Origin of the sequence: Virgibacillus dokdonensis, from assembly GCF_900166595.1 — a bacterium.
In the GTDB taxonomy this organism is placed as follows: domain Bacteria; phylum Bacillota; class Bacilli; order Bacillales; family Amphibacillaceae; genus Virgibacillus; species Virgibacillus dokdonensis.
This window is the reverse complement of sequence record NZ_LT745763.1, coordinates 3,735,081-3,755,158: the sequence shown is the minus strand read 5'-3', so window position 1 is coordinate 3,755,158 and position 20,078 is coordinate 3,735,081. Positions and strand designations below refer to the sequence as shown.

The 20,078-nt window shown below is 38.6% G+C and carries 14 protein-coding genes; 12 read left to right on the top strand and 2 right to left on the bottom strand.

Annotated features, from left to right (window positions below):
• Positions 1-158 precede the first annotated feature (158 nt).
• The 7 genes from B2C77_RS18940 (at position 159) to argS (ending at position 8,970) form a co-directional block, all read left to right on the top strand.
• Positions 159-1,766 carry an extracellular solute-binding protein gene (locus B2C77_RS18940; RefSeq protein WP_077706462.1) on the top strand — a complete coding sequence of 536 codons (1,608 nt, stop codon included), beginning with the start codon at positions 159-161 and terminating at the stop codon, positions 1,764-1,766.
• Between the two features lie 54 nt (positions 1,767-1,820).
• Entirely contained in the window at positions 1,821-3,443 is a 1,623-nt protein-coding gene (locus B2C77_RS18935) for an extracellular solute-binding protein (protein WP_077706460.1), read from the top strand.
• Positions 3,444-3,887: 444 nt separating this feature from the next.
• Positions 3,888-4,835: an ABC transporter permease gene (locus B2C77_RS18930; RefSeq protein WP_077706459.1), complete on the top strand. Its 948-nt coding sequence runs from the start codon at positions 3,888-3,890 to the stop codon at positions 4,833-4,835.
• Positions 4,836-5,103: 268 nt separating this feature from the next.
• Positions 5,104-5,997, top strand: coding sequence for a carbohydrate ABC transporter permease (locus tag B2C77_RS18925; RefSeq protein ID WP_077706458.1), 894 nt, complete (start codon positions 5,104-5,106; stop codon positions 5,995-5,997).
• A gap of 29 nt (positions 5,998-6,026) precedes the next feature.
• Positions 6,027-6,638 carry a YesL family protein gene (locus B2C77_RS18920; RefSeq protein WP_077706456.1) on the top strand — a complete coding sequence of 204 codons (612 nt, stop codon included), beginning with the start codon at positions 6,027-6,029 and terminating at the stop codon, positions 6,636-6,638.
• 224 nt (positions 6,639-6,862) lie between these two features.
• Positions 6,863-7,309, top strand: coding sequence for a YwiB family protein (locus tag B2C77_RS18915; protein ID WP_077706455.1), 447 nt, complete (start codon positions 6,863-6,865; stop codon positions 7,307-7,309).
• Complete coding sequence (argS, locus tag B2C77_RS18910) at positions 7,306-8,970, top strand: arginine--tRNA ligase (protein WP_077706453.1); 1,665 nt, start codon at positions 7,306-7,308, stop codon at positions 8,968-8,970. The genes B2C77_RS18915 and argS overlap by 4 nt, the downstream gene beginning before the upstream one ends.
• Before the next feature lie 217 nt (positions 8,971-9,187).
• Here argS and pflA read toward each other — a convergent pair whose 3' ends face one another.
• Both pflA and pflB read right to left on the bottom strand, forming a co-directional pair.
• Positions 9,188-9,922 (bottom strand): pyruvate formate-lyase-activating protein, encoded by a 735-nt coding sequence (gene pflA / locus B2C77_RS18905; protein ID WP_077706451.1) that lies wholly within the window; start codon positions 9,920-9,922, stop codon positions 9,188-9,190.
• Positions 9,923-9,996: 74 nt separating this feature from the next.
• Complete coding sequence (gene pflB / locus B2C77_RS18900) at positions 9,997-12,243, bottom strand: formate C-acetyltransferase (RefSeq protein WP_077706450.1); 2,247 nt, start codon at positions 12,241-12,243, stop codon at positions 9,997-9,999.
• 593 nt (positions 12,244-12,836) lie between these two features.
• On the opposite strand from pflB, the gene B2C77_RS18895 reads away from it, so the two are divergent.
• From B2C77_RS18895 to B2C77_RS18875, 5 genes are all read left to right on the top strand, one after another.
• Complete coding sequence (locus B2C77_RS18895) at positions 12,837-14,939, top strand: (Fe-S)-binding protein (RefSeq protein ID WP_077706448.1); 2,103 nt, start codon at positions 12,837-12,839, stop codon at positions 14,937-14,939.
• 668 nt (positions 14,940-15,607) lie between these two features.
• A complete protein-coding gene (locus B2C77_RS18890) occupies positions 15,608-16,795 on the top strand; it encodes an acetyl-CoA C-acetyltransferase (protein ID WP_077706447.1) in 1,188 nt (395 codons plus the stop codon).
• A 19-nt stretch (positions 16,796-16,814) separates the two neighbouring features.
• The gene (locus B2C77_RS18885; protein ID WP_077706445.1) at positions 16,815-17,666 is read left to right on the top strand and encodes a 3-hydroxybutyryl-CoA dehydrogenase; all 852 of its coding nucleotides are present in this window, start codon (positions 16,815-16,817) and stop codon (positions 17,664-17,666) included.
• A 30-nt stretch (positions 17,667-17,696) separates the two neighbouring features.
• Positions 17,697-18,824 carry an acyl-CoA dehydrogenase gene (locus tag B2C77_RS18880; protein ID WP_077706444.1) on the top strand — a complete coding sequence of 376 codons (1,128 nt, stop codon included), beginning with the start codon at positions 17,697-17,699 and terminating at the stop codon, positions 18,822-18,824.
• A 13-nt stretch (positions 18,825-18,837) separates the two neighbouring features.
• The gene (locus B2C77_RS18875) at positions 18,838-19,977 is read left to right on the top strand and encodes an acyl-CoA dehydrogenase (protein WP_077706442.1); all 1,140 of its coding nucleotides are present in this window, start codon (positions 18,838-18,840) and stop codon (positions 19,975-19,977) included.
• Positions 19,978-20,078: the final 101 nt, after the last annotated feature.

The following is a 20,078-nucleotide window of genomic DNA, read 5'->3' as shown; positions in this document are numbered from 1 at the left end:
CTGAGGAGGTGGTCTTATGTCGGTATAAAGGAATGGGGATTATTAGAGCAAATTAACTTCATCACTTTGTAAGTATTGTAAGAAAGAAGCCTAAACTATTAAAAGTGGTGTATGAGTTATCAAAATGCTACATTTAAAGTTTTAAAGGGGGAAGGATAGTGAAGTGGAAGCTTTGTTGTCTGTTTGTCATAGTTATTGTCATGTTTTTATCTGCTTGTAGTGAAGATAATAAGGAAGCAAATGGCAAGAAAAGAGAAGAAGCAATAGCCAATTTAAGTGAAGAAGGTATGCCAATAGTAGAAGAAGAGATTACTATTGAAGTCTTTTCAGGTCAAGCTGCAACTACTGCAGAAGATTGGAATGATGTTCCCCTGCTAAATGAATATGAAAAAATGACCAATATAGATATGCAGTGGGAACAAGTAGCCATTGACGGCTTAGCTGAAAAAAGAAACTTAACATTAGCGAGTGGAGATTTGCCAGATTTATTTTACGGTACATATCTCCCCAATGCGGATGTTTATAAATATGGAAAGCAAGGAGTACTCATTCCTTTAAATGACTTCATTGATGAATATGCTCCGAATATTAAGAAATATTTGGAAACGTATCCAGAAATAAAGCAAGGGATTACTTTTCCTGATGGGAACATTTACGCTATCCCTAGACTGAGAGATCCAAACTCTCCTACTTCACTAATGGATGATAAACCGTGGATCAATAAAGACATTTTGGAAGAAGTGGGCATGGATAACCCCGAAACCACGGAAGAATTTTATACGTATTTAAAAGCCGCCAAGGATTTATCTGTAGAAAGAAAAGAAGTTATCCCGTTTAGTAGTGTGTCGATGGATCGCCTTTATCACTTAATATCTGGCGCGTTTGGCGTATCTAATAAAGGAATTATGCATCGCTTGATTGATGAAGATCCTGAAACAGGAGAAATACGATTTTACCGAATTGCTGAGGAATATAAACAAATGCTTGAATATATGAACAAACTATATACAGAAGGCCTCATTGAACAAAATATTTATTCCATAGAAGTAGACCAATTTCTTGCAAACGGTATGGAAGGAAGATATGCAGCCATGAATTTCTTTAACCCTATTGATTATTTTGGGGAAGAGGTTGGTGGTAGGTATATTCCAGGCAATGCGCTTGAGGGTCCAAATGGAGACAAAATGTTTACTGCAGTGTTATCTCCTGTAAATAGTTTAGGACATTTCTCCATAACAAATGTAAATGAAAATCCAGAGGCAACATTACGTTGGTTGGATTACTTCTGGAGTGAGCAAGGTAAGAAAATGTTTTTTATGGGGCTCGAAGGAGAGACTTATGAAGAGACGGCAGAAGGTCCAAAGCTTTTAGAAGAAATTACAAATAACCCTAATGGTTTGACTATTCAAGAAGCGCTGGCAAATTATATTATCAATCCAGGTGGCGGGCACCCTGTACTAGATGATCCTCGATATTCTACTGCACCAGAGTTTAGACCAGAAGATATTGAAAATGCGGAACAAAATGAGCCTTATTTAATAGATGAACCTTGGCCCATGTTTTTCTATGAAGATGATGAACAGAGTCGACTAGATGCATTAGCAACAGATTTAAGTAAGTACGTAGGCGAAATGGAGGCTCAATTTGTAACCGGAGAGACAAGTTTTGCTGAATGGGATAATTATGTCCAAACGATGAAAGAGATGGGTCTCGATGAATATATGGAGATACAGCAAAAGGCATTAGATAGGTATCTTGGAAAATAGAGGAGTGAACATTCATCTTGCAATAAAATATGTGAGTTCAGGGGGGAATTATTAATGGTTAAAAGAGTTTTAATGGTTATTGTTGGCGCGTTATTGTTTACTTTTTCTGTATCCGCTTGTAGTAAGGATAAAGAGGAAGAAATTGGTGGTAGCAAAGAAGCGGTAGAAAATTTAACGGAAGAAGAACTGCCAATTGTCAAAGAGCCAATTGAATTAGATATTTTTGCTGGGAAGGCTGCTACTACTGCAGATGATTGGAATGATGTCTTATTGTTGAATGAATATGAAGCAATGACGAATGTGAATATTACTTGGAATCAAGTACCTGCTGATGGGCTTGATGAGAAGAGGAATCTTGCCTTAGCGAGTGGAGATTTGCCAGATGCATTCTATGCTGCAAATGTTTCCATTTCAGATATTCAAACATACGGAGCGCAAGGAACTTTTATTCCGCTAAATGATTTAATGGAAGAGTATGCTCCAAATATTTCAAAGGTGCTTGATGAAAATCCTGACATTAGAAAAGGTCTTACATTCCCAGATGGTAATATTTATTCTGTCCCAACGGTATATTCTCCAGATTTCTTATCATTGTTAATCGGTGCAAAAAGTTGGATTAATGGAGATTGGTTAGAGCAATTAGGAATGGAAAACCCAGAAACAACAGAAGAATTATATGCGTATTTAAAGGCTGTAAAAGAAACAGATCTGAATGAAAATGGAAAAAATGATGAAATTCCACTTAGTAGCGTAGCAGAAATGTCGCGTATTATACATTGGATTTCCGGCGCATTTGGTGTTCAAAACAAAGGTCAATTGCATACGCTTATTGATGAAAATCCAGCAACGGGAAATATTCGTTTTTTCCCTGTATCTGCGTCTTATAAAGAAATGCTCGTCTATTTAAATCGGTTATTTGAAGAAGAGTTGATTGAGCAGAATATTTATACACTTGAAGTAGATCAGCATTTAGGAAATGCTGCAGATAACTTATACGGTGCTGTACAGTTCTTTAATCCTATTGAATTATATGGTGATGACGTTGGCGGTCAGTTCATACCAGGAAATGCACTTGAAGGTCCGAACAGGGATAAAATGTATACAGGAATAACTTCTCCATTACGCTCCTTAGGTAATTTTATTATTACAAGTGAGAATGAGAATCCAGAAGCAACACTGAAGTGGCTTGATTATTTTTGGAGTGATGAAGGAGCAAAAATGTTTTTTATGGGAATGGAAGGCGTCACTTATGAAGAAACGGATGGTGGCCCGCAATTAGTGGAAGAAATAACCAATAATCCTGATGGGTTAACGTTAACACAAGCTTTAGCGCAATATATTATCAATCCTGGTGGTAATCATCCAGTTATGGTGACGGATGATTATTTTACAGGATCTGAAAATGCACTATCAGATAAAGAAGCTGCTAAAAATTTAGAGCCCCATCTAATAGAAGAAATATGGCCAAGCTTCACTTATACTGCTGAAGAGAACGAGGAATTATCCATTCTGCGAACAGACTTGGAAAAATATGTTAATGAAATGCAAGCCGCATTTATTACGGGTGAAAAAGATTTTTCAGAATGGGAAAGTTATGTGGAAACGGTAGAAAATATGAACGTAGATAAGTATATGGAAATACAGAAGCAGGCTTATGACCGTTATAAAGAAAATTAACCCTTAAATTATTTAAATACTTAAACGGTTTGGCGTGATGTATTATAGTTAGTCAACGTCATCCTTGTCTAGTATAAATTTTTTGAATAACCTTTAAAAAGAAAAAGTAAGGGGATATAATAGCTTTCTCTTCATCGGTGTGAAGTGTGAAACGTGTTTATGAAACGAAATGTAGAGGAAGCTTTTTACATACTTATTAGAGCACTGCTGCACCGTAATTACATCTGACGTAGTAAAGCAATCGTTCGCTTAGAACGAAAGGTGCGACTCCTGTAAAAAAAAGCATCCGTATCCCGACAACACAATAAGCGCTTTTTGCCAGGAAGGAGCTCAAACAGCGTCCGCCTGTAGTGAAAAGCGATAGGTTAACGCACAGATACAATTTCGAGTAGGAAAAAAATGGCGGATTAGTAACGCCTAAATACTTTGTGAGGAGGTTTAAAAATGAGAGCAACCAAATCAGAAGCTTCTCTTCCTAATCAATCTAGAACTTATACCATAAAGAAAAAATTGTTGAGGAACTGGCAATTGTATGTATTTTTGGTCCCAGCGCTTGCTTATTTTATTACTTTACACTATGTGCCAATGTATGGTGTGCAAATTGCATTTAAAAACTTTATTGCTACAGAAGGAATTTGGGGGAGCCCATGGACAGGATTTGATCATTTTACTCGATTCTTTGATTCCTATTATTTCTGGAGACTGCTGAAAAACACATTGTTATTAAGTGCTTATCAATTAATTTTATTTCCTTTACCTATTATATTGGCACTTTCATTAAATGAGCTAAGACCAGGCGCTTTTAAAAAATGGGCGCAAACCTTAACCTATGCACCTCATTTTATCTCTGTTGTTGTCGTCGTAGGAATGATTGTTATCTTCTTAGATCCAACTATTGGGTTGGTGAATAGAATCATTGTTGCTTTAGGTGGCGAGTCCATCCCGTTTTTAACAAGCCCGGATTGGTTTCGACATGTCTTTACTTGGTCAGGAGTTTGGCAAACGTTGGGGTGGAGTTCGATTATATATTTAGCTGCGCTTTCCGCTGTTAGCCCAGAATTACATGAAGCTGCAAAAGTAGACGGTGCAACACGTTTGCAACGAATAATGCATATTAACATTCCGAGCATTCTACCAACCATTGTTGTTTTATTTATATTAAATATTGGATCTTTCATGACGGTAGGTTTTGAAAAAGTTTTATTAATGCAAAACAATCTGAATATGTCCACTTCCGATGTCATTCAAACGTTTGTTTATCAAACGGGATTATTAGAGGGACAGTATAGTTTTGCGGCAGCCATTGGGTTATTTGATTCAGCTATAAATATTACATTACTCGTGATATTTAATTATTTAGCAAGAAAAACAACAGATTCTAGTTTATGGTAAGACCTGCGGTAATATGTCAAGTGAAAAATAATTAATTATACCAAGTTACTTGGAACGTAAGGCGACGACTCCGACGGCAATAGCATGAGACTTGATACCCCACGGCGAACGGTTTTTGTGAGGGAGGAGGCTCACAAGCAGCCCTGATGAAAGCGTCCGCCTGCAGTGGAGAGTAACGAGGCGCTAGCAGATACAATTTGTATGAATGAGTCAAGATTGAGCAGACGAAAAAGTGATGCCTAAACATACTATACGAGGAGGTATAGGAATGAAAAGAGTTACCCTATCAGACAAGTCATTCGATATATTAAATACACTATTTTTACTTATTATATTGGTATTAATCGTATATCAGCTAGTTTTTGTTTTAAGTGCTTCTATTAGTGATCCTACTGCAGTAAGCTCTGGTGAGATGTGGTTGTGGCCTGTAGACATTACGTTTGAAGGTTATCAGCGAGTTTTTGCTGAAGCGTCGATTTGGAGAGGATATGGGAACACGATTTTATATACATTAGTAGGTACAGCCATTCATTTGTTTGTTCTTTTGCCATGTGCCTATGCTTTATCGAGGAAAGAACTGATGGCAAAAAAAGCTATATTATGGTTTTTTCTGTTTACAATGCTATTTAATGGTGGTCTTATTCCGACTTATCTTATAGTGAAATCTTTAGGTATGCTAGATACCATGTGGGCAATTGTTATTCCAAACGTTGTAGGTGCTTGGTCGATATTAGTAGCACGTACTTTTTTTCAACAAAGCATTCCTGATCAGTTGGTTGAAGCTTCAAAAATTGACGGTGCTTCTGATTTTTATATTTTTATAAGGGTGGTTTTACCTCTTTCTCTTCCTATTATTGCAGTTATGGCTTTATTTCATGCAGTAGGTTTATGGAATCAGTATTTTAACGCCTTAATTTATTTATCTGATAGAGATAAATTTCCATTGCAGTTAATTTTAAGAGAAATTTTGGTTGTAAATCAGATGCAGTTAACCGATCCTACAGCAGGTGGAGGGGCAGAATCTCTCGTAGATCAAGTGAAAACAGCAGGCTTAATTAAGTATGCCGTAATTATCGTTTCCTCCCTTCCTTTATTACTTGTGTATCCTTTTATTCAAAGATATTTTGTGCAAGGGGTTTTAATTGGATCAATTAAAGAATAAAATTATTTGAACGAAAGGGGAGGACTACAATGAGTGGGTTTATAGCAGGCTATTATCATTTCTCGGTGTGGGTTACTAGGTTCGCCTATTTAAATTTTTTATGGATCATATTTTCAGTTGCTGGATTACTTGTATTCGGAATTTTACCTGCTACTGCTGCTATGTTTTCGGTTGTTAGAAAGTGGATGAATAAGGAAACAGATATACCAATATTTTCAACCTTTTGGAGGTCATATCGAAAAGAGTTTAGCAAAATAAATGTATTAGGATACGTTATTTTAGGAATTGGCTATTTGATGACGATCGAGTTTCAAATCCTTCGTTCTCAAGGGCATATTGCCTATCTTATTGCTAGTTTTGGAGTTATCGGTCTGTTTTTAGTGTATATGATTATACTCCTTTATATTTTTCCGATTTTTGCACATTTTAAGTTGAGATCGTTGGAATATATAAAGTGGGCTTTTGTTATTGGCATAGGCCATCCACTCTTAACTGTATTCTTAATGGGGGTTACTAGCGGTTTGTTTTATTTTATCTACCTAACCATTCCAGCTTTACTATTTTTCTTTGGTGGGAGTGTGTTTGCTTATATTGTAACATGGGGAGCGCAGCAAACGTTTTCAAAGTATGAGCAAGCATGACATTCTTTGTAAGAGAAGTTATACAACTAGCTAATTAAGTTATATAGAGATTCACACTTCTTGTTTAAATAGTTGTTATTTCATAAGATTGTCATGTCTTCTATTCCTTCTTTCACCGCTTGATAAATAATCTTTGTTATAATAGAATACACAAGAATACACTATTCTATTATGATTTATAAAGTAAATCTCCATCTGGAACGAAATGAATGGAGGAGTCAGGTATGTCGAATAATAAGCAACAAACAGCTGTATGGATTGAACTTTATACGACGATTAATGACAATGGACAAAAAGAATTTCACGAAAGCAAACAGACTGGTACGCTTTATCAAAAAGGAAATATAGACGTGCTGACGTTTGAAGAAGTATTAGAGGATGCGTCTGTTGTAAAAAACATGATTACAATTCAACGTGAAAAGGTAAACTTGAAGCGTTCGGGTAATGTTACCATGAATCAGCAATTCCATATGAATCAAACGACAGAGAATGTACTAAAGCATCCTTATGGTAATATACATATGGAAACTTATACGACAGCTATTGTCTATGAACCGTTATCGTCAACAAAGAATGGCAACCTGCAAATTGTTTATGATCTCAAACTAAATGGACAAGATGCGAGACAGCAAACGCTCGACTTAGTTATAAAAGAGGAGGACATGGCATGAATGTATTAGAGCAAACAGAAGAGACATTGAAACAACAAATTAGGGATGCCGTCTTGCGAGCGGGTCTTGCAAGTGAAGAAGAAATACCGGAAATGGTGCTTGAAAAACCAAAAGATAAAAGGCATGGGGATTTTGCGACAAATATTGCTATGCAACTAGCACGTGTTGCAAAAAAAGCGCCACGTCAAATTGCGGAAGAATTAGTAAACGTGTTTGATAGAGTGAAGGCATCTGTTGAAAAGGTAGAAATTGCAGGGCCAGGCTTTATTAACTTTTTTATGAAAGAGGATTTTCTAGGCTCGATTGTTCCAAATATTTTACAAGAGGGAGAAGCCTATGGAAGATCACGAGCTGGTAATAATGAGCGTGTACAAGTGGAGTTTGTCTCTGTGAATCCAACGGGTGATTTGCATTTAGGTCATGCAAGAGGCGCGGCTTTCGGAGATGTCTTATGTAACGTATTCGATGCTGCTGGTTATCGGGTTGAACGAGAATACTATATTAATGATGCTGGGAATCAAATCGATAATTTAGCCTTGTCTATAGAAGCGCGCTATTTGCAGGCATTAGGTCAAGACGTACCCATGCCTGAAGACGGCTATTTTGGTGAAGATATTACGGAAATTGGTAAACAATTAAGGGAAGAATATGGAGAACAGTGGGTACAAAAAGATAGGGAAGAACGTTTAGCTTTCTTTAAAGAATATGGGTTAAGTTATGAACTGGGTAAAATTAAAGAAGATTTACAAGCATTCAAAGTTCATTTTGACTCGTGGTTTTCTGAGCGCTCCCTTTATAAGGAAAATAAAATTGGAAAGACACTAGAAAAAATAGCCACCTACACGTACGAAAAAGATGGTGCTACATGGTTCCGTAGTACGGAATTTGGCGATGATAAAGATCGCGTTTTAATTAAACAAGATGGTACTTATACTTATTTAACCCCGGATATTGCGTATCATAAGAATAAATTGGATCGTGGGTTTGATCAAATTATTAACGTTTGGGGCGCCGATCATCATGGTTATATCCCGCGGATGCGTGCTGCGATTCAAGCGTTAGGCTATCCCGCTGAAAAGTTTTCCGTAAAAATCGTGCAAATGGTAAATTTATTTGCGGATGGCGAAAAGGTGCGGATGAGCAAACGTACTGGTCAAGCTGTAGCATTAAGAGAGCTTATAGAAGAAGTCGGGGTAGATGCGGTTCGCTATTATTTTGTAATGCGTTCCAATGATTCACAGCTTGATTTTGATATGGATCTTGCCCGATCTGAATCGAATGATAACCCTGTTTTTTATGTGCAATATGCACATGCAAGAATTTGTACGATGTTAAAGCAAGCAGAAGCGAAAGGACTCCCTGTTGATAGTGATGCCGATGTTTCGCTTTTAACCGCTGAAAAAGAAACCGATTTGTTAAAAAAATTAGCTGCCTTTCCGCAAGTTATCGCTGATGCAGCTCAAATGCAGACACCACATAAAGTAACTCAGTATGTGTTTGACTTGGCGTCCTTGCTACACAGTTTTTATAATGCGGAAAAAGTATTAGATATGGATCATCTCGAAAGAACGAAAGCGCGTATTGCTTTCATGCAAGCTGTCAAAATTACATTGGCGAATGGTTTACGCGTGTTAGGTGTAACGGCGCCAGAGAAAATGTAGTTTTCAACGTTACCTTATTGGAAATATAGCATGTTAAGGTTTCGGTTATAAACAACCATCGCTTTTTAAAAGAAAAGAAAGCTCTGTCCGTATAGAAAAACGAAGACTTTATCGCCAGCCCTCTATGGCGAAAAGTCTTCGTTTTAATTATGTTTTTATATGCATTTTTCGTTTTGCTAGCCTAGTCTCGTCTTTGTGATGATTTCGACTAACGATTCTACGATTCAGCGGGAATAGAAAGTATTTCTTTAGCGCGCTTCACTTCTTCTTCTGTAGGTGGTTCGACACCAGCAAGTGGGTATTCTAAATTTAAATGTTCCCATTTATAAATTCCCATCTTATGATACGGAAGTACTTCAACTTTTTGTACATTACCCATATTTTTAATGAAATCATTTAGCCTTGCTAATTCGTCTGGGTCATTTGTTCTTTCTGGAATAAGAACACGGCGAATCCAAACAGGTGTATTTTTCTCGGCTAATAGTTCCGCAAATTTCAAGATATGCGCGTTAGGCATCCCTGTAAGCTGTTTGTGTAAATCATTATCTAAATGCTTAATATCTAAGAGTACAAGATCTGTAACACTTAATAATTCCTCCACTTTCCTTAAAAAGGTAGGGCTTTCCCGAAAACATCCAGCTGATGTATCAATTGCCGTGTGGACGCCTAATTTTTTGCATTCCTTAAACAGCTCCAGCAGAAAATCAATTTGTAATAATGGTTCTCCGCCACTAACCGTAATTCCTCCACTGCTCTTAATGTATGGGAGGTAGTCTTTTAGGTCTGTGATGATTTCGGCTACACTTTTCTCAACCCCGCCTTTTACGTCCCACGTGTCGGGGTTATGGCAAAATTGACATCGAAGCAGACAGCCTTGTAAAAAGATGACATAACGCAAACCTGGTCCGTCTACTGTGCCGCATGTTTCTATCGAGTGAATTCTTCCGATCATTGGTAAAGCCCCCTTCTTTAAGGCGGAAGGGCAGGATAAATGCCCTCCCTAACAAAATTAAGTTACAATTATGCTTACAATCCTTTATGGAATGTACGGTTAATAACATCGAGCTGTTGCTCTTTAGTAAGTTTAATGAAGTTTACTGCATATCCACTAACACGAATCGTTAATTGTGGGTATAGTTCTGGATGCTCCATGGCATCTTCTAACGTTTCACGGTCAAATACGTTAATGTTTAAGTGATGTCCTTCTTTGCTTGCATAGCCATCAAGAATGGATACTAAGTTGCTCGTACGTTCATCTTCTGTTTTACCTAGTGCTTTTGGAACAAAGCTTGTTGTATTAGAAATACCGTCTAATGAGTTTTCATAAGGTATTTTAGCAACACTGTTCAAGGATGCAAGTGCTCCAGATTGATCACGACCATGAAGTGGGTTAGCACCTGGTGCAAATGGCTCACCAGCACGACGTCCGTCTGGTGTGTTACCTGTTTTCTTACCGTAAACAACGTTTGAAGTAATTGTTAAGATAGATAATGTTGGTACAGCATTACGGTATGTTTCGTGTTGACGGAACTTATTCATAAATCTATTCACAACGTCTACAGCTATGGAATCCACTTCATCATTGTTGTTACCATATTTAGGGAAGTCCCCTTCAATACGATAATCTACTGCTAAGCCGTCTTCATCACGAATAACATGAACTTTTGCGTGTTTAATAGCACTTAGGCTATCTGCAACAACGCTTAGTCCAGCAATACCTCCTGCCATTGTACGAAGAACGTCTTTGTCGTGTAGTGCCATTTCAATACGTTCATACGCATATTTATCATGCATGAAGTGAATGACGTTTAATGTATTCATGTATAGCTTAGCTAACCAATCTAAGATGACATCGTAACGTTCCATAACTTCTTCAAAGTCTAACACATCAGAAGTAATCGGACGAAGTGGTGGTGCTACTTGCATTTTGAATTTTTCATCTACGCCACCATTAATCGCATAAAGTAAAGCCTTAGCTAAGTTAGCGCGTGCGCCAAAGAATTGCATTTGTTTACCGATTTCCATCGCACTTACACAACAAGCGATACCGTAGTCATCACCGTAATGTTTACGCATTAAATCGTCATTTTCATATTGGATGGAGCTTGATTCAATGGACATTTTAGCACAATATTTTTTAAACGCTTCTGGTAATTTTGTAGACCAAAGAATCGTTAAGTTAGGCTCCGGAGCAGGTCCCAAGTTCGTTAATGTGTGTAAGAAACGGAATGAGCTCTTTGTAACAAGCGGCTCACCTTGTAAGCTTACACCACCAATGGATTCTGTTACCCAAGTAGGGTCCCCGCTAAATAATTCATTATATTCTGGAGTACGAGCGAATTTCACTAAACGCAATTTCATAACAAAATGGTCAATAAGTTCTTGTGCTTGTTCTTCTGTTAGGTGACCTTCTTGTAGGTCGCGATCAATATAAATGTCTAGGAATGTAGATACACGCCCTAAACTCATTGCGGCACCATTTTGTTCTTTAATCGCAGCTAAATAAGCCAAGTATACCCATTGAATAGCTTCTTGCGCATTTGTAGCTGGTTTAGAAATATCAAATCCATAGCTTTCTGCTAACTGTTTTAATTCGTGCAATGCTCTTATTTGTTCATTATGCTCTTCACGTTGTTTAATGATATCTTCAGTCATAACACCGTCGTTTTCTAACAATGTAAGTTCTTCTTGTTTTTTCTTAATTAAGAAGTCTACACCATATAGTGCAACACGACGGTAGTCACCGATAATTCGACCACGTCCATAAGCGTCAGGCAAACCTGTGATGATACCAGCTTTACGTGCTTTTCTCATATCTGGAGTGTAAGCGTCAAATACGCCTTGGTTATGTGTTTTGCGATATTCCGTAAAAATGTGCTCCGTTTCTTTATCTAACTCATAGCCATATGCTTCACATGAATTTTTCGCCATGCGAATACCACCAAATGGCATTAAACCACGTTTAAATGGTTTATCTGTTTGAACGCCGACAATGGTTTCTTTATCTTTATCAAGATATCCAGGACCATGTGACGTAATGGTAGAAGGGATTTTTGTATCCATATCTAATACGCCACCAGCTTCGCGTTCTTTTGCAGTAAGTTCTGTTACTTGTTTCCAAAGATCTAAAGTGTTTTGTGTAGGTTTAGCTAGAAATTGTTCATCACCTTCGTAGCCAGTAAAGTTGCGTATAATAAAGTCTCTAACATTAACGTCTTGTTCCCATTTCCCACTACGGAAAGTTCTCCAAGGGGATAAAGTAGTAGTAGTCATAGAACTACCTCCTTCATAAATTTAAAGCTTCTATTAATAGTATAACAAAAATATCATATTGTGAAAGTAATCACATGTGATTTTTTTATGACATTTACCTCTCTTTATAAGTATTCACAAAGAATACGTTTACATGTAAAAATATGGTTTTGAAAACCGTATAATATGAACTAGGAGAACGTCACTTTTATCCTATTAGTAAGAAAGTAAAAAATTTAACCGATTATAGTATAAGAAAAACTACAGATTTCGCTACAATCCAAGTTTTTATAATATATGAATTTGTTTTATCCATGATACTTGGACTGTATTAATTCTGTTACAAGTTAGATAAGAATCCTTTCATTGTTACCCCAAAAAAGATGTCGGGACTTATAATACTTGTTCACAGAAAGATGTAAAAAACTTTATTCTTTCTTATTTAAAAGAGAAAATATAGTAGAAAAACAGTTGACTGAATGATCATTCATATTTATAGTAGTAAATATAAGATTTAAAAACAAACCATTTTTCTGAAAAATGAAATCGTTGTCAAGGGAGAGTTGTGCACCTATTCAAATTGTTCTACTGCATGATAAGGGGGAGTGAGTGAAGTGAATACATTTTTGTTAGTAAATGCCATTGCGTTTACCGTCATTACGATTTATGGGGTGTACTTATTTGCAAAAGTCGTAGCTACACGGGTGGCTTATATTCGTTTAGGGAAAAAGTCAGAGTTTGATGGGGAGTTTAAAGAGCGATTCAGAAGAATAGGGAAAATTGTTTTTGGTCAGTCGAAACTTTTAAAGGATAAAAAATCTGGCATTATTCATGTCATGATGTTTTATGGATTTATTCTCGTACAATTTGGTGCGATGGACATGTTTATTAAGGGTTTATCACCTGGAAACCACTTACCTTTTGGGCCGCTTTATCCAGGGTTTGTATTTTTTCAGGAATTAGTAACATTAATGATTCTTGTAGCGGTGATATGGGCTTTTTATCGCCGTTATATTGAAAAACTTGTCCGTCTTAAACGCGGGTTTAAGGCAGGTTTAGTTTTATTGTTTATTGGTACATTAATGATCTCTGTGTTATTTGGAAATGGAATGGCATTATTATGGCACGGTCATGATGTAACGTGGACGGAGCCCGTTGCAAGTGTCATTGCGATGGCGTTTTCTTGGTTGTCATCTACTGCTGCTATGGTATTATTTTATGTCGCTTGGTGGATTCATACGATCACAATCCTTGTGTTCCTTGTTTACGTCCCACAATCCAAGCATGCCCATTTAATTGCTGCACCAATTAATGTGTTTTTAAGTAAGCGTGTACCAGGTAAGTTAAAGAAAATTGATTTTGATATGGACGAAGATCAAGAGGAAGAAGAGATCGCATTCGGTGTTGGGAAAGTGGAAGATTTTGAACAGCATCAAATGATTGATTTTTATGCATGTGTAGAATGCGGTAGATGTACAGATGTTTGTCCTGCTGCAGGTACAGGGAAAATGCTATCGCCAATGGATATTATGATTAAAGTACGAGATCATTTAACAGAAAAAGGCGCAGCAATTACTGGAAAGTCGCCATGGGTCCCAGCCTATGCATTTGCCAACACTACGGGCAATCAAGCCACTGCAAAACAAGAGGCTGCTGCCACTGTGCAAAGCGCAAGTTTAATTGGCGATGTCATTACAGAAGAAGAATTGGCTGGTTGTACAACGTGCCGCAACTGCGAAGATGCCTGCCCTGTTAACAATGAGCATGTAGGAACGATAATCGATATGCGCAGGTACTTGGTCATGACAGAGGGAAAGATGGATCAAGATGTTCAACGAGCAGTTATGAATATTGAGCGACAAGGCAATCCATGGGGATTATCGAAAAAAGATCGCATCAAGTGGCGTGAACAAGATGAGTCTGTGCACATACCAACGATGAAAGAATTAAGTAAAGAAGGCAAAGATTTCGAATACTTATTTTGGGTTAGTTCTATGGGAGCATATGATAACCGGAGTCAAAAAATTGCTATTGCGTTTGCCAAGTTATTAAACCAAGCTGGTGTGAGCTTTGCGATTTTAGGAAATAAAGAAGCGAATTCTGGAGACACAGCTCGTCGGATAGGGAATGAGTTCTTATTCCAGGAAATAGCGGAGAAAAATATTAGAGAATTTACGAAAAATGATGTGAAAAAAATAGTTACGATTGATCCACATGCATACAATATTTTTAAAAATGAGTATCCAGATTTTGGATTTGAAGCGGAAGTCTACCACCATACCCAATTATTATATGATTTATTGATAGAAGGGAAGTTGAAGCCTCAAAAAGCGATTAACCAAAGGCTGACATACCATGATTCTTGTTACCTAGGAAGGTATAATGGCGTATACGATCCGCCGCGGGAGATTCTCCAAGCTATTCCAGGGTTAGAATTGGTAGAAATGCAACGTACGAGAGAAAATGGGATGTGCTGTGGAGCAGGTGGTGGGTTAATGTGGGCTGAGGAAACGACAGGAAATCGTATTAATGTTGCGCGTACAGAGCAAGCGTTAGCGGTTAAGCCGAACATGATTTCTAGTGCATGCCCGTATTGTTTAACGATGATCAGTGATGGTACAAAAGCGAAAGAAGTAGAAGAGGATATTAGCACGATGGATGTAGCAGAGATTTTAGCTATTTCTGTATGTAATGAAGAACAAATAAAATCCGCTTAATAGAATGGTGTGACAGCGTGAAATTGTCTTTAACTGCTTACCATAGGAAAGTACAAAGTTCTGGGGTTTATCGTATAAAGAAAAACAAAGGCTTTCGCGATAAGACTTGGCGACAAGCCAAGTTTTTCTAACAAATTTGCAATAAAAACACTTCGAATATTGCACAATACCTGTTATTCTAATAGTCTATAGAATATTTACCACTATAGGAAAGGATAAAGCTTTTAGATTTATAGTATAAGAAAGTGTAAAATTTGTTGCTTTGGCATACGTTCAACGAAATAACCATGTCCGGCTCCAGCGTCCAGCAACTAGGCGACTTCGCGAAATCGCCCTACGGATAAGTCATCATCGGTTCGTTCTAAATAGGAAGGCCGACTAAAGACGGGCTTGCCGGAGGGCGCCGGCATACTCCTGTTGCAGGAGCATGATTCCTAAAACTTTCGTTGATTCGTTCCAGTCGCTACGTTGCTAACCGGGCGCCCCGAGCCTTTATTCCACTATAGGAAAGTATAAGTTTAATGGTTTATAGTATCAGAAAAACTACGCCTTTCGCCATAAGGACTTGGCGACAAGCCAAGTTTTTCTAAGTAACTAGCTTTTTGAACATATTCCGAATGAAACGATGAGCGAGCGTTCAATCAAAATAAAGGAGTGATTAATAAGTTATGAGAGAAGCAGTGATTGTATCTGGAGCTAGGACTCCGTTTGGAAAGTTTGGTGGTGCACTACAACCTTTTACCGCTTCACAGTTAGGGGGGAAGGCTATTGAAGAAGCATTAAAACGTGCCCATATAACTGGTAGTGATGTAGATGAGGTAATTATAGGAAATGTTTTACAGGGCGGTCAAGGGCAAATTCCTTCTAGACAAGCAGCCAGGGAAGCAGGAATTCCTTGGGAAGTGAAGACAGAAACGGTGAACAAGGTATGTGCCTCGGGATTACGAAGTGTTACATTAGCAAACCAGCTTATTCGTTTAGGAGATGAAGATATCATTGTTGCTGGTGGGATGGAGAGCATGAGTAATGCTCCATACTTTTTACCAGATGCTCGTTGGGGTAATCGAATGGGTGACAAGAAAGTTGTCGATATGATGGTACATGATGGATTGACTTGTTCTTTCCATGGTGTGCATATGGGAACGTATGGCAATACGACAGCAGCAGAGTATGATTTAACGCGAGAGGAACAGGATGAATGGGCGTATCGCAGCCATCAACGTGCTGTAGAAGCGATAGAGGATGGCAAGTTTGCTGAAGAGATTGTAGCTATGGAAGTGCCACAACGTAGGGGGGGGCCAATTATTGTCGATCAAGATGAAGCTCCAAGAAAAGATACGAGCATAGAAAAACTAGCGAAGCTTCGATCGGCATTTGACCGAGATGGTACGATCACCGCAGGGAATGCTCCGGGGATAAATGATGGTGCATGTGCATTTGTTGTTATGTCAGATGAAAAAGCTTCTGAACTTGGAAAAGAAGCATTAGCAGTTATAAAAGGGCATACGGAAATTGCTGTTCCTGCAGAAGATTTTCCGAAAACACCAGGTCTAGTTATTAATCAATTATTGGAAAAAACGGGGTATTCCAAAGAAGAAATTGATTTATTTGAAATTAATGAAGCGTTTGCTGCAGTGGCATTAGCGAGTGGCAAAATTGCCGGGATTGATCCGGAAAAGGTGAATGTAAATGGTGGGGCAGTTGCATTGGGTCATCCAATCGGTGCAAGTGGAGCGCGGATTATTCTAACGCTTATTTATGAGCTTAAACGACGTGGGGGTGGACTTGGCATTGCTGCAATTTGTAGCGGAGGAGGTCAAGGTGACGCTGTTTTAATCGAAGTACCTAAACAGTAATTAACAAGGGGGAGAGGAATTGGATATTAAACAAGTGATGGTCATAGGCGCTGGGCAAATGGGGGCAGGAATTGCCCAGGTCTGTGCTCAAGCTGGGTTTCATGTAGTCGTATATGATAAACATGTCGCATCATTGGATAATGGTATGAAAAGAATTCACACGTTTGTACAACGAGCTTTTGAAAAAGAACGAATAACGGAAGAACAACGTGATGAAACGCTGCAAAGATTGCAACGTGCAGAGAAGGTAGAAGCTGTGGAAAAGGCGGATATCGTTATTGAGGCTGTCATCGAAAATATGGATGCAAAAGCGGCTATTTTTAAAGAGTTGGACCAATTAGCGCCAGCACGTACTATTTTAGCTTCTAATACGTCATCTTTGCCAATTACTAAACTAGCATCTGCGACGAATCGCCCTGACCGGGTGATTGGCATGCATTTTATGAATCCGGTTCCAATTATGGAGTTGGTGGAAATTATTCGGGGATTACAAACAAGTGATGAAACCTATTTTAAAGTTGAGCAAATGGCGAGAGCATTACATAAAACGCCAGTTACTGTCGCGGATTTCCCAGGTTTTGTTTCCAACCGTATATTAATGCCAATGATTAACGAGGCTATTTATACATTACAAGAAGGAGTTGCTACGGCAGAAGATATAGATACATCGATGAAACTAGGTATGAATCATCCGATGGGTCCGTTAACACTCGCTGACTTTATTGGTTTGGATACATGTTTGTACATTATGGAGGTACTGCATGAAGGCTTTTCCGATAGTAAATACCGACCTTGCCCGTTACTTAAGCAATATGTGCAAGCGGGATGGTTAGGTAAAAAAACAGGTCGAGGTTTTTATGTGTATACATAAAAACTTGTAAAGATCGAGGGGGAAAACAATATGCTGCGTTGGACCGACGAGCAACAAATGCTAAATAAAATGGTGAGAGATTTTGCGCAAACCGAAATCTTGAAGGCGGTACCTCTTATGGAAGAGGAGGATCGCTTTCCAATAGAAGTCGTCAAGCAAATGGGAGAGCTTGGACTAATGGGAATTCCTATTCCAGAGAAATATGGCGGAGCAGGAATGGATTACACTGCGTATATTCAAACCATTCATGAGATATCAAAGGTGAGTGCAACGGTAGGTGTTATTTTATCCGTCCATACATCTGTTGGAACGAATCCGATTCTTTATTTTGGTACGGAACAGCAAAAGGATTTTTACCTTCCTAAACTGGCAAGTGGTGAATATTTAGGGGCTTTTGCTTTAACAGAGCCGAATGCAGGATCGGATGCAGCAAGTCTAAAAACAAAAGCTGTGAAAGACGGAGAGGTATACATTTTAAATGGGTCGAAAGTGTTTATCACAAATGGTGGTGTGGCTGATACATATATCACCTTTGCGCGTACAGGAGAAAGAGAAATTAGTGCGTTTATCGTGGAGCGGGATACTCCCGGGCTTATCATTGGTAAACCAGAGAAGAAAATGGGGCTACACGGATCCAATACAGTGACACTGACGTTTGACAATTGTCGCATTAGCAAAGAACAACTTTTGGGAGAAGAAGGAAAAGGGTTTAAAATTGCCATGCATAATTTAAATATCGGTAGAATTGGTATAGCGGCTCAAGCGCTTGGAATAAGTGAAGCAGCGCTAGAGCAGGCAACAAAGTATGCCAAAGAACGAAAGCAATTTGGCAAGTCAATTGCAGAAAACCAAGGCATTTCCTTTAAATTAGCGGACATGGCAACTCGGACAGAGGCGGCTAAACTACTCGTCTACCAAGCAACTCATTTCGTAGAGCGTGGTGTGACATCAGGGAAAGAAGTTTCCATGGCTAAATTACACGCTTCTAAAGTAGCTGTAGATAATGCCATTGAAGCGGTGCAAATATTTGGTGGTTACGGCTATACGGAAGATTATCCTGTTGAACGACTGTTCCGTGACGCAAAAATTACGGAAATATACGAAGGCTCGAGTGAAATTCAACGCATGGTGGTAGCTAAAAATTTACTCAAACAATAAGGAGGAAATGTCCATGAATTTTGATCTTACGGATGAACAAAAGATGCTAAAAAAAATGGTACGCGAATTTGCGGAAAATGAAGTAGAACCTTCAGCTGCAGAACGAGATGAAGAAGAGCGATTTGATCGGGTGATTTTTGACCAGATGGCAGAACTTGGGCTAACGGGAATTCCTTGGCCAGAAGAATATGGCGGGATTGGCTCTGATTATATGAGTTATGTTATAGCTGTTGAAGAGCTGTCACGTGTATGTGCTTCGACAGGCGTCACTTTATCTGCGCATGTATCTTTAGCGAGTTGGCCAATTTATAAGTACGGTTCAGAAGAACAAAAGCACAACTTTTTGCATCGCTTAGCAACTGGAAAGGCGTTAGGTGCCTATGCTTTATCCGAACCTGCTGCGGGAAGTGATGTTGTGTCTATGTCAACAACTGCAAAAGAAGATGGAGACAGTTACATTTTAAACGGTAATAAAGTGTGGATTACCAACGGCGAGGTAGCAGATATGTATATTGTTTTTGCTAAAACAGACGCTGATGCTAAGCATAAAGGTATTACAGCATTTATCGTTGAAAAAGGAACAAAAGGATTTTCATTTGGTAAAAAAGAAAAAAAGCTCGGAATTCGATCTTCACCGACAACGGAATTAATTTTTGAAAATTGCCGTATACCAAAAGCAAATCGACTTGGTAACGAAGGGGAAGGGTTTAAAATAGCAATGAGCACGTTAGATGGTGGGCGAAATGGTATTGCGGCACAGGCATTAGGAATTGCGCAAGGTGCTTTGGATGCTGCGACCACGTATGCCAAGGAAAGGGTACAATTTGGTAAGCCAATTGCAGCAAATCAAGGTATTTCGTTTAAATTAGCAGACATGGCTACAGAGGTAGAAGCTGCTCGCTTACTGACGTATCAAGCAGCTTGGTTGGAATCACAGGGTATGGAATACGGAAAGGCTTCTGCTATGTCGAAGTTGTTCGCAGGTGATGCCGCGATGAGGATTACGGTGGAGGCTGTACAAATATTTGGTGGTTACGGATATACGAAAGATTATCCTGTCGAACGATACATGCGAGATGCAAAAATCACCCAAATATATGAAGGAACAAATGAAATTCAACGTCTCGTCATTGGTAGGATGCTTACAAAATGATATCTTAACTCTTTAACACGAAACGGACTGTAAGGTGACATCTGTTTACAATGTGTGTGATGTCGTTCGTATAGCTTGTGTTTTAAGCTATTAGCTACTGC

Excerpts from the sequence above, each read along its gene's own strand:
- B2C77_RS18935 (WP_077706460.1), top strand. The coding sequence starts at position 1,821 with ATGGTTAAAAGAGTTTTAATGGTTATTGTTGGCGCGTTATTGTTTACT.
- B2C77_RS18930 (WP_077706459.1), top strand. The coding sequence starts at position 3,888 with ATGAGAGCAACCAAATCAGAAGCTTCTCTTCCTAATCAATCTAGAACT.
- B2C77_RS18925 (WP_077706458.1), top strand. The coding sequence starts at position 5,104 with ATGAAAAGAGTTACCCTATCAGACAAGTCATTCGATATATTAAATACA.
- B2C77_RS18920 (WP_077706456.1), top strand. The coding sequence starts at position 6,027 with ATGAGTGGGTTTATAGCAGGCTATTATCATTTCTCGGTGTGGGTTACT.
- B2C77_RS18915 (WP_077706455.1), top strand. The coding sequence starts at position 6,863 with ATGTCGAATAATAAGCAACAAACAGCTGTATGGATTGAACTTTATACG.
- argS (WP_077706453.1), top strand. The coding sequence starts at position 7,306 with ATGAATGTATTAGAGCAAACAGAAGAGACATTGAAACAACAAATTAGG.
- pflA (WP_077706451.1), bottom strand. The coding sequence starts at position 9,922 with ATGATCGGAAGAATTCACTCGATAGAAACATGCGGCACAGTAGACGGA.
- pflB (WP_077706450.1), bottom strand. The coding sequence starts at position 12,243 with ATGACTACTACTACTTTATCCCCTTGGAGAACTTTCCGTAGTGGGAAA.
- B2C77_RS18890 (WP_077706447.1), top strand. The coding sequence starts at position 15,608 with ATGAGAGAAGCAGTGATTGTATCTGGAGCTAGGACTCCGTTTGGAAAG.
- B2C77_RS18880 (WP_077706444.1), top strand. The coding sequence starts at position 17,697 with ATGCTGCGTTGGACCGACGAGCAACAAATGCTAAATAAAATGGTGAGA.
- B2C77_RS18875 (WP_077706442.1), top strand. The coding sequence starts at position 18,838 with ATGAATTTTGATCTTACGGATGAACAAAAGATGCTAAAAAAAATGGTA.